Origin of the sequence: Prevotella sp. DNF00663, from assembly GCF_001553265.1 — a bacterium.
Lineage (GTDB): Bacteria > Bacteroidota > Bacteroidia > Bacteroidales > Bacteroidaceae > Prevotella.
Genome location: NZ_KQ960588.1, coordinates 86,598 through 97,712, shown reverse-complemented (window position 1 = coordinate 97,712; position 11,115 = coordinate 86,598). Strand labels below are relative to the sequence as shown.

At 41.6% G+C, this 11,115-nt stretch carries 12 protein-coding genes; all 12 read left to right on the top strand.

Going from position 1 to position 11,115, the window contains the following annotated elements:
• The first annotated feature begins 277 nt into the window (after positions 1–277).
• The 12 genes from HMPREF3034_RS00855 (at position 278) to ftsY (ending at position 11,110) form a co-directional block, all read left to right on the top strand.
• On the top strand, positions 278–1,624 hold the full coding sequence (locus HMPREF3034_RS00855; protein ID WP_062432438.1) for an SLC13 family permease: 1,347 nt from the start codon (positions 278–280) through the stop codon (positions 1,622–1,624).
• A 21-nt stretch (positions 1,625–1,645) separates the two neighbouring features.
• Positions 1,646–2,623 (top strand): 6-phosphofructokinase, encoded by a 978-nt coding sequence (gene pfkA / locus HMPREF3034_RS00850; protein ID WP_036897633.1) that lies wholly within the window; start codon positions 1,646–1,648, stop codon positions 2,621–2,623.
• A gap of 138 nt (positions 2,624–2,761) precedes the next feature.
• On the top strand, positions 2,762–4,288 hold the full coding sequence (gene atpD, locus HMPREF3034_RS00845) for a F0F1 ATP synthase subunit beta (RefSeq protein ID WP_036897630.1): 1,527 nt from the start codon (positions 2,762–2,764) through the stop codon (positions 4,286–4,288).
• A 13-nt stretch (positions 4,289–4,301) separates the two neighbouring features.
• Positions 4,302–4,544 (top strand): ATP synthase F1 subunit epsilon, encoded by a 243-nt coding sequence (gene atpC, locus HMPREF3034_RS00840; protein ID WP_036897627.1) that lies wholly within the window; start codon positions 4,302–4,304, stop codon positions 4,542–4,544.
• 25 nt (positions 4,545–4,569) lie between these two features.
• Complete coding sequence (locus HMPREF3034_RS00835; protein ID WP_062432435.1) at positions 4,570–4,962, top strand: hypothetical protein; 393 nt, start codon at positions 4,570–4,572, stop codon at positions 4,960–4,962.
• 32 nt (positions 4,963–4,994) lie between these two features.
• Positions 4,995–6,041, top strand: a complete 1,047-nt coding sequence (gene atpB, locus HMPREF3034_RS00830) for a F0F1 ATP synthase subunit A (protein ID WP_036897622.1) — start codon at positions 4,995–4,997, stop codon at positions 6,039–6,041.
• Between the two features lie 55 nt (positions 6,042–6,096).
• Positions 6,097–6,339 carry an ATP synthase F0 subunit C gene (locus tag HMPREF3034_RS00825; protein ID WP_036897619.1) on the top strand — a complete coding sequence of 81 codons (243 nt, stop codon included), beginning with the start codon at positions 6,097–6,099 and terminating at the stop codon, positions 6,337–6,339.
• Positions 6,340–6,349: 10 nt separating this feature from the next.
• A complete protein-coding gene (gene atpF / locus HMPREF3034_RS00820; protein ID WP_036897616.1) occupies positions 6,350–6,868 on the top strand; it encodes a F0F1 ATP synthase subunit B in 519 nt (172 codons plus the stop codon).
• Positions 6,869–6,873: 5 nt separating this feature from the next.
• Positions 6,874–7,410, top strand: coding sequence for a F0F1 ATP synthase subunit delta (locus HMPREF3034_RS00815; RefSeq protein WP_036897613.1), 537 nt, complete (start codon positions 6,874–6,876; stop codon positions 7,408–7,410).
• A 59-nt stretch (positions 7,411–7,469) separates the two neighbouring features.
• Positions 7,470–9,056 (top strand): F0F1 ATP synthase subunit alpha, encoded by a 1,587-nt coding sequence (atpA, locus tag HMPREF3034_RS00810; protein ID WP_062432432.1) that lies wholly within the window; start codon positions 7,470–7,472, stop codon positions 9,054–9,056.
• 6 nt (positions 9,057–9,062) lie between these two features.
• Complete coding sequence (locus tag HMPREF3034_RS00805; protein WP_036897607.1) at positions 9,063–10,034, top strand: F0F1 ATP synthase subunit gamma; 972 nt, start codon at positions 9,063–9,065, stop codon at positions 10,032–10,034.
• Positions 10,035–10,150: 116 nt separating this feature from the next.
• Positions 10,151–11,110: a signal recognition particle-docking protein FtsY gene (gene ftsY / locus HMPREF3034_RS00800; RefSeq protein WP_036897603.1), complete on the top strand. Its 960-nt coding sequence runs from the start codon at positions 10,151–10,153 to the stop codon at positions 11,108–11,110.
• The last annotated feature ends 5 nt before the right edge of the window (positions 11,111–11,115 follow it).

The window sequence follows — 11,115 nt, the reverse complement described above, 5'->3', positions numbered from 1 at the left end:
GAAATTGCAGTTCTATGTTGAACTTGCGATTCAAACACCTCTCGTTGCAAAGCGTAGGCAGTTTTGCTGAATGCTCTATGCAGTATTGTTGTAAAATGTCGGCAAATATGTTGAGAATCCTTTGCAGTAATTTAATTTGGTGTGATGACGACGTTCGTTTCCCTTTTTGCCTAGTCAAATTATAATTTGATAACTTAACACGTTAATGATAAAAAAGTCGATATAAAACTTGTATGTGCAGAAATAATTGTTAACTTTGCCTTGCAAATTCTGTTTTATGACTCTGATTATTGTTGGCATATTGTTAATCAGCTTTATATTGATAGCGACAGAGGCAATTACAAATGTAAATAAGGCTGCCGTTGCGATATTCGCAGGCACTCTAGGTTGGGTGCTTTATATTTGCTATGGAACGGACTTCGTTATGAGTCAGCACCATGGTGACTATACTAACTTCTTGAATGGAGCAGTTGCTACTAGCATAGCCGTAAAGCAGTATATAGCTCAAAATATATTCCTTAAATATGTTGGCGAAGCCGCTGAAATAGTCTTGTTTTTGCTGGCTACGATGACTATTGTCGAAATTCTTGATAATAACGGATGCTTTGATTTTATCTCGCAATTGCTGAAGACGCGGAGCAGTCGTCGCATGTTGTGGACGCTGGCCGTTGTTACTTTTTTAATTTCAGCCAATCTTGATAATATCACAACGACGGTCATGATGTTGACAGTTATGCATAAAGTGATTCCAAGCAGGCGGTTGCGCATGCTTTTTGGAAGCGTTATCGTGCTATCGGCCAATACAGGTGGTGCATTGACTGTTATCGGTAATCCCGAAGGATTGGTGTTGTGGAATATGGGAAAGGTGACGGCTACAGATTTCTCTATGGCTTTGTTTGTCCCTTGTTTGCTGGCTTGGGGGATTCCGACATGGCTCATCGGTCGTGCGCTGCCTGAGAGAGTGGATACTGAATGGGTGGTGATGCCGTACAGAGGAGATGATACCAATCTGACGGTTGGACAGCGTCTTGTCATGCTGTTTGTGGGAATTGGCGGATTGTGGTTTATCCCTACGTTCCATAATATAACGAAATTAAGTCCATTTTTGGGTGCCTTGTGTGTTTTGTCTATATTATGGATAGTAAACGAAGTGTTTAACCGGCGTCTTTTTAACGCCAACATGATGTCGCAACGCAGAACGCCGCGTGTGCTCCAATATGGTGTAATCCAAATGATGTTGTATGTGATGGGGATTATGTTGGCGGTGAGTGTAGTGAAAGAAACTGGAGCTTTTGCTTGGTTGTGGGCGCAATTAGGGATGGCAACAACGAATATAACTTTATTAGGTATTCTTGTGGCTGCAATCAGCTCGCTGCTTGATAATTTTGCCACAGCGATGAACTTTGTAGTAATGAAGCCCAATGGCGTTGCTAATGATGCCTATTATAAAGTAGTGGCGTATGCAGTGATGGCTGGTGGAAATATATTGGCGACGGCCAGTATGAGTGGAATGGCACTTTTGAAAATGGAACGTATGCATGCAGGATGGTTTTTCCGCAATATAGGATGGAAGGCTTTACTGGGTGGGATTATAGGATTGTTGGTCTTAATAGTTCAACTGTGATATTAATAAAATAAATATATAATGACAAAAATAAAGACAATTGGAATCTTGACATCTGGAGGTGACGCTCCCGGAATGAATGCTGCTATCAGGGCAGTCTCTAGGGCTGGTATCTATAATGGCTTTAACATCAAGGCAATATATCGTGGGTACGATGGCTTGATTAATGGGTTGATAAAGCCTTTTACGACAGAGAACGTCAGCGGAATCATTGGCACGGGAGGTACGATACTGAAAACGGCTCGCTCATCGGCTTTTATGACGGAAGAAGGTAGGCAAAAGGCGTATGACAATTTGGTAAAAGAAGAAATTGATGCCTTGATTGTTATTGGTGGTAATGGTTCGCTTACGGGGGCTATGAATTTTGCCAAAGATTTCGATGTGTGCTGTATCGGACTGCCGGGAACTATAGATAACGATTTGTATGGTACTGACAATACGATAGGTTATGATACGACGATGAACACGATTGTGGATTGTGTCGACCGTATCAGAGATACGGCGCAGAGTCATGAGCGTATTTTCTTTGTCGAAGTTATGGGGCGTGATGCCGGATTCTTGGCTCAGAACAGTGCTATTGCCAGTGGGGCTGAAGCTGCCATTATTCCGGAAGACTCTACTGATGTTGACCAGTTGGCGCAGTTTATGGAGCGAGGTATCCGTAAAAGTAAGAAGAGTTGTATCGTAATTGTATCGGAAAGCCCTAAATGTGGTGCTCTTTACTATGCCGACCGTGTTCGTAATGAGTTTCCTGAATACGATGTTCGTGTTTCAATCTTGGGTCATTTGCAGCGTGGCGGACGTCCGACGGCTCGCGATAGAATCCTTGCTAGTCGAACCGGCGTAGGTGCAATTGAAGCTATTATGCAAGGACAGAGAAATATTATGGTGGGAGTAAGAAACAACGAGGTGGTATATGTGCCACTGAGTGAAGCGATTCGTAGTGATAAACCTTTTGATAGAAAATTGATAAAGGTATTAGACGAACTGTCTATATAGAATGTTTGTAATCCGCTAGGCAGTCTAAAAGGTGTTAAAAAAAGATTAAAACTCTGAGTTAAGTTACGGTTTCTATCTGTTTTTAATTACTTTTGTGCTAATTACAAGTAGAGAAAACAAAATTTAAAGATATTAGTTATGTCACAAATTAATGGTCGTATTTCTCAGATTATCGGTCCTGTGATTGACGTGTATTTTGATACACAAGGTCAGGATGCCGAGCAAGTTCTGCCAAAGATTTACGATGCTTTGAAAGTTAAACGTCCCGATGGAAGTGACCTCGTTATAGAGGTGCAACAACATATTGGTGAAGACACGGTTCGCTGTGTGGCCATGGATAATACCGATGGTTTGCAACGTGACTTAGAAGTTGTACCTACTGGTAAACCAATTGTGATGCCGGCAGGTGAACAAATCAAGGGGCGAATGATGAATGTGATAGGCAAACCGATTGATGGTATGGAAGAACTCCAGATGGATGGTGCTTATCCTATTCATCGTGAGGCACCAACTTTCGATGAGTTGTCTACCCATAAAGAGATGCTTGCAACTGGCATTAAAGTGATAGATTTGTTGGAACCTTATATGAAAGGTGGTAAGATTGGACTTTTTGGAGGTGCCGGTGTCGGAAAGACTGTGCTTATCATGGAGCTTATCAATAACATTGCAAAGGGACATAACGGCTATTCTGTCTTTGCAGGTGTAGGTGAACGTACACGTGAAGGGAACGACTTGATTCGCGATATGTTGGAATCTGGTGTTATCAGATATGGAGAGAAGTTCCGCAAAGCAATGGATGAAGGAAAATGGGATTTGTCGCTTGTCGATAAAGAGGAGTTGAGTAAATCTCAAGCGACCCTTGTTTATGGTCAGATGAATGAACCACCCGGAGCACGTGCAAGTGTGGCTTTGTCGGGACTAACTGTTGCAGAAGAATTCCGTGATCATGGTGGTAAGGGTGGCGAGGCGGCCGATATTATGTTCTTTATTGATAATATCTTCCGTTTCACACAGGCTGGTTCTGAAGTTTCTGCTTTGTTGGGACGTATGCCGTCTGCTGTAGGTTATCAGCCTACATTGGCTTCTGAAATGGGTGCTATGCAAGAGCGCATTACCTCAACAAAGCGTGGCTCTATTACATCTGTGCAGGCTGTGTATGTACCAGCAGACGACTTGACCGACCCTGCTCCTGCTACTACGTTTACTCACTTGGATGCAACAACCGAACTTTCGCGTAAGATTGCAGAGTTAGGTATCTATCCTGCGGTAGATCCATTGGGTAGTACATCTCGTATTTTGGATCCACTGATTGTGGGAAAAGAGCATTATGATTGCGCACAACGTGTAAAACAACTTTTGCAACGTTACAATGAATTGCAAGATATTATAGCAATCTTGGGTATGGATGAATTGTCTGACGAGGACAAGCTGACTGTGAACCGCGCACGTCGTGTACAGCGTTTCCTCTCTCAACCGTTTGCTGTGGCAGAGCAATTCACAGGTTTGAAAGGTGTAATGGTTCCTATCGAGGAGACCATCAAAGGATTTAATGCTATCCTTGATGGAGAAGTCGATGATTTACCAGAACAAGCTTTCTTGAATGTGGGTACTATTGAGGATGCAAAAGAGAAGGCTAAGAAGCTGTTAGCAGCTGCCCAAGCTTAATATTCAGTAGGATATGTTGAAGTTAAAGATAGTTTCTCCGGAAAAGATTATGTTCGACGGTGATGTGGAAAGCATCACTGTTCCGGGAACACTTGGCTCTTTTGAGATACTCACCTCGCATGCACCAATCATCTCTTCGCTAGAGGATGGAACTGTTATGTATCAATTATCTGATGGAACAAAACAAGAGTTTGTTGTCCATGGGGGCTTTGTAGAGGTACAAAAGAATATGGTAAGTCTTTGTGTAGAGCTGTAAGTAGCTTATATATAAGAAAATATAGATGATGAATGTAGGAAAACTTTGCCACCGATATATACGACAGAGTACCTTCTTTATAATAGGATTATCATTACTAGGATTGCTTGTCATGCAGTTGTCCATGCTGGATGAGATATTATATCCTATACTTTACAGTGTGATATTCTCTTTTGTTGTAGAGGTGGTTGATGCTCTGATCTGGCGCCGTGTAGCTCTTCGTGCTCCCGAAAGTTTACCTACATTTTTCATAGGTGTTTCCGGTTTTAGGATGCTAGCAGCTTTAGCGTTCATGTTTATTTACTATTTGGCGACAGATAGTGATAACATGCTAGCCTTCCTATTGGTATTCATGATATATTATTTTGTACTGATGACGCATCATACTATCTTTTTTAGAAAGGTCATGCGTGGGTAAGTATTAAGAGAAATGAGATTAAGAAACAAGAAATGAGACAAATAAAGAATATCCTTTTGTTGTTGGCTATCATGCTAATACCATTGAATGTTCTTGCCAATGAGCAAAAAGGCGAGAAATTGGACATACCAACCATCGTGTTGGAGCACTTGTCTGATTCGTATGAATGGCATATAGTAACATATAAAGGTAAGCATATTGGATTCCAATTGCCGATTATTGTAAGGAGTGCGGCTACTGGTGAGTGGACTTTCTGTACTGCCAAGAGTCTGCCGAGTCCATTTTATTTTGATGAGACACATCATGGAAAGATTTATGAAAAGTTGCCTAATGGGGAGACGGTACGTCCGCTTGATTTGAGTATAACAAAGGTTGTAGCTCAGATTTGGATCGTTGTCTTTATTTTATTGGGCGTTTTCATCGCTTGTATGCAGTATTACAAGAAAGTCGATGTGAAGTCGGATGCTCCGAAAGGATTTATTGGTTTCATAGAAATGTTAGTGATGTATATCCATGACGATGTTATAAAACCAGCGGTAGGTGAAGCACATTGTAAACAATATGCACCTTATTTGTTGACCATATTCTTCTTTATATTTCTGTGTAATATTATAGGGTTGTTGCCAATTTTCCCCGGTGGAACCAATATTACCGGTAATATTAACATTACATTGTTCTTGGCTCTTTGCACAATGATAGCTATCAATGTGTTTGGAAGCAGGGAATATTGGAAAGATATATTTTGGCCTAATGTGCCAATCTTCCTCAAAGCACCGGTGCCATTGATGCCGGTTATTGAGTTATTTGGTGTCTTCACTAAACCATTTGCTTTGATGATTCGTCTCTTTGCCAATATGATGGCAGGGCATGCTGTGATATTAAGCTTCACTTGTGTTATCTTCTTAGGATGGTCTATGGGGGTGGGCTATGGTATAGGTCTGAATATTTTCAGTATTATCATGTTACTCTTTATGAACCTTTTGGAGGTTTTGGTGGCATTTATTCAGGCATATGTCTTTACCATGTTGAGTGCAGTATTCATCGGGTTGGCTCATCCTGAACATCATCCTGCAGAATAGAAGAGCAGAATTTAGAAGAAAAGAACATATTAACATTAAATTAAAACATAAAATTATGATGATTACAACATTATTAGCAGCAGAAGGTTTGGCACAGATGGGTTGTGCAGTAGGTGCAGGACTCGCTACAATTGGTGCCGGTTTAGGTATTGGTAAGATTGGTGGTAGTGCTATGGATGCTATCGCTCGCCAGCCTGAAGCTAACGGAAAGATTACTTCTGGCATGATTTTGACAGCTGCATTTGTTGAGGGTTGTGCTCTGTTTGCCATTGCAGCTTGCTCATTCCTTATCAAGTAATAATTAAAGAATGGATAATTTACCATCAATATTAACTCCTGATTTAGGACTCCTGTTTTGGATGTTCTTGGCCTTTTTGGTTGTCTTTGTTGTGCTTGCACTTGTCGCATTCCCCCTTATTATTAAGATGGTGAATGGTCGTAAGAATTATATTGACGAGAGTTTACGCAAAGCACATGAGGCTTCTGAGCGCTTATTGAATATCAAACAGGAGGGTGAATCCATTCTGCAAGAAGCGCGAGAGAAACAAGCAATTATCTTAAAGGAAGCTGGTAACACACGTGATACAATCGTTGAAAAAGCTCAAGAAAAGGCTAGAGAAGAGAGTACACGGCTGCTGAATGATGCAAAAGTGCAGATAGAGGCAGAAAAACAGAATGCAATCCGTGAGATACGTTCACAAGTTGCAGAGCTTTCTGTGAAGATTGCGGAGAAGATTTTGCGCGAAAAATTGTCTACAGGTGATCAGCAGATGGAATTGATTGATAAGTTGATGGGTGATATTTCTGTGAATAAAGGGAAAGAATAGTATTTATGGAACTAGGTGTAATATCGGTAAGATATGCTCGTGCTTTCCTGAAATATGCCACGAATATATCTGTTGAAACTCTCGTTTACCAAGAGATGCAGTTGCTGTATGACTGTTATCTTCAGGTGTCAGAGTTGCGTTCGACGATAGATAATCCTATGCTCTCAAAGGATAAGAAGGAACAATTGCTTGTCACAGCTTGTGGAACGAATGTTACAGAAGCTACTCAATCGTTTATTCGACTCATTTTAAAAGAGGGCAGGGAGAAGGCCTTGCAATTCATGGCTGCTTCATATATTACTTTATATAGGAAACAAAAGAATATCACTTGTGGAAAGTTGTCTACTGCTACAGTCGTAGCTCCTGCCGTAGAGCAGAAGATGAGACTGTTGGTAGAGAGTAGAACTCTCGGAACTGTGGAATTCAATACAGAGGTGAATCCCGAAATTATCGGTGGATTCATTCTTGAATATGACACTTATCGTATGGATGCCAGTGTCAAGACACGGCTCAGTTCGATATTGTCGCAGTTGAAACAATAGGATTCAAGTGTTTATATTTTAATACACTTAATCTTAGATTATAATTAAGGAGATTAATAATGTCAGATAAAATAAAACCAAGCGAAGTGTCGGCTGTTCTTTTACAACAGCTTCAGGACATCAATAGCAATGGTCAATTTGATGAAGTTGGTACTGTTCTTACCGTTAGTGATGGTGTTGCACGCATCTATGGATTGCGCAACGCAGAAGCTAATGAGCTCCTAGAGTTTGAGAATGGAACAATGGCTATTGTGATGAACTTGGAGGAAGATAACGTTGGTTGTATTCTCTTAGGTCCTACATCAGGCATCAAGGAAGGCCAAGTTGTCAAGCGCACACACCGTATTGCATCCATTCGCGTGAATGATAACATGTTAGGTCGCGTCATTAATCCATTGGGAGAAGCTATTGATGGCAATGGCGACATTGACTTAACAGATGCTTTTGAGATGCCTCTTGACCGCAAAGCTCCCGGTGTGATATATCGTCAACCGGTAAAAGAACCATTGCAGACCGGATTGAAGGCGGTTGATTCCATGATTCCTATAGGCCGTGGACAGCGTGAGTTGATTATTGGAGACCGCCAAACCGGTAAGACTGCTATTGCTGTTGATACGATTATCAATCAGAAGAGTTTCTATGATGCAGGCAAACCTGTATATTGTATCTATGTAGCTATTGGGCAAAAAGCGTCTACTGTAGCTAACTTAGTGCAGACCTTAAAAGAGCATGGTGCCTTGCCTTATTCTATTATAGTGAGTGCTACGGCTGCCGATCCCGCCGCTATGCAATATTATGCACCGTTTGCTGGTGCTGCTATAGGAGAATATTTCCGCGATAGGGGACATTCTGCATTGGTGGTATATGATGATTTGTCAAAACAGGCAGTGGCTTATCGTGAGGTCTCATTGATTCTCCGTCGTCCTTCTGGTCGTGAAGCATACCCCGGTGATGTATTCTACTTGCACTCACGTTTATTGGAGCGTGCCGCACGTATCAATGATCAGCAAGAAATCGCAGAGCAGATGAACGACCTTCCTGAAAGTATGAAAGGGCATGTCAAAGGAGGTGGCTCGTTGACAGCTTTGCCAATCATTGAGACACAGGCGGGTGATGTGTCGGCTTATATCCCTACCAATGTGATTTCTATTACCGATGGTCAGATATATTTGGAGTCCAACCTTTTCAACCAAGGTTTCCGTCCTGCTATCAACGTTGGTATCTCGGTATCTCGTGTAGGTGGTAGTGCTCAAATCAAGAGTATGAAGAAAGTGGCTGGTACTTTGAAAATAGATCAGGCTCAATATCGTGAGTTGGAAAGTTTCTCTAAATTTTCTTCCGATATGGATGCAGTAACAGCTATGACGCTAGATAGAGGACGTAAGAATAACCAACTTCTTATCCAGCCTCAATATAGTCCAATGCCTGTAGGCGAACAAATTGCGATTTTGTATTGCGGTGTACATGGATTGATGCACGATGTTCCTGTAGAAAAGGTGCGTGAATGCCAAGATGCTTTCTTGGATAAGCTGCGTGCTCAGCATGGTACGACTATAGAATCACTAGCCAAAGGTCAATTGACGGATGAGGATACCTCGGTTATAGAAAGTGTAATGGCTGATATCTCCGGACAATATAAAGCATAATAGTCTATGCCTTCATTAAAAGAGATAAAAACCAGAATTGCTTCTGTCAATAGCACTCGTAAGATTACGAGTGCTATGAAGATGGTTGCGTCTAGCAAACTTCATCATGCGCAGGTTGCTATTCAGAATATGCTGCCCTACGAGACGATGTTAGAGCACATTCTGAAGACTTTTTTGGTTTCCTTACCCGATGCTCAAAGCGAATATGACAGAGTACATGCTGATATGAAGCGTGTTGCTTTGGTGGTATTTAGTTCCAATACATCGTTGTGTGGTGGATTTAATGCTAATGTCATCAAGATGATGCAGCAGGTGGTAAGCGATTATAAGGCTCAGGGAATTACGGATATTACAGTTTATCCTATTGGGCGTAAGGTGGCTGAGAAGGCTCAAAAGTTAGGTCTTCAAGTTGCCGGTGATTTTACAGAACTTGCTGATAAACCCTCAGCAAATGGCTGTGCTAATATAGCTACAACGCTTGCCCGGTTGTACCAAGCTGGTGAAATAGACAAGGTAGATATGATTTATCATCACTTTAAGAGTGCCGGTTCTCAGATTCTTACGCATAAAGTTTTTTTACCAATAGACTTGTCTACAGAGACAATTGGCGCAGAAAACGATAGAGATTTAAGTAGTAACATGGTTACAGCTAAAGCTCAAGAGTATCTACGTAAGAAGAAAGAGTCTGAAAAGAAAAGCCAAGAGCATGTTGCAAAGTTGAATGATGATTATATTGTAGAACCGGATTTAGCAACAGTATTGGGTGTCTTGATTCCGAAGCAGCTGAATTTGATGATGTATACAGCATTGTTGGATAGTCAAGCTAGTGAACATGCAGCTCGTATGGTTGCTATGCAGACGGCAACGGACAATGCAGACGAATTGCTCAAGACATTGAATCTACAGTATAATAAGAGCCGTCAACAAGCTATCACCAATGAGTTGCTTGATATTGTAGGAGGTTCAGTAAACAACTAATATCTCCGTAACAATCATATCAATAAGGGAATATGCCGTATAGGCGTGTTCCCTTTTTTGATTTTAGTCAGTAATTATTCAGTCAAAAATCGTATCTTTGCAGAAAAATATATAGTATGGGAATCTTTGGTCTATTCAATAAGAAAAAGAAAGATACGCTGGAACAGGGTCTAGAGAAAACCAAACAGAGCGTTTTCTCCAAGCTTACGCGTGCCGTGGCAGGAAAATCTAAGGTCGATGACGACGTTTTAGATAATCTGGAAGAAGTATTAATCACTTCCGATGTTGGTGTTGATACTACTTTGAAGATAATCGAACGTATCGAAGAGCGAGTGGCACGTGATAAATACGTGTCTACTTCCGAGTTGAATGGTATCCTAAAGAGTGAGATAGCTTCATTGTTGGCTGAAAATAATACAGCTGATGGGGATGACTGGGATTTACCGGTTACGCACAAGCCTTATGTCATATTGGTTGTTGGGGTCAATGGAGTAGGAAAGACAACGACTATTGGCAAGTTGGCTCATCAGTTCAAACAAGCCGGTAAGAAGGTGTATCTCGGAGCTGCCGATACGTTCAGGGCTGCAGCCGTAGAGCAAATCCAAATATGGGGAGATAGGGTTGGTGTACCTGTCGTTAAGCAGCAAATGGGTGCCGACCCCGCATCTGTAGCCTTTGATACCCTTCAGAGTGCAAAGGCTAATAATGCCGATGTGGTATTGATAGATACGGCCGGGCGTCTGCATAATAAGGTGGGTCTTATGAACGAGTTGAAGAAAATCAAGGACGTGATGAAGAAGGTTCTTCCCGAAGCACCCGATGAAGTGCTGTTGGTATTGGACGGTAGTACGGGGCAGAATGCCTTTGAACAAGCCAAGCAATTCTCTTCTGTTACCCAGATTACAAGCCTCGCCATCACTAAGTTAGATGGAACGGCAAAGGGAGGAGTCGTTATTGGCATCTCAGACCAGTTGAAAGTTCCTGTTAAGTATATCGGTTTGGGAGAGAAGATTGAAGACCTCCAGCTCTTTAATCGTACAGAATTTGTTGAATCTCTGTTTGGAGAAGAACAGTAAATTCT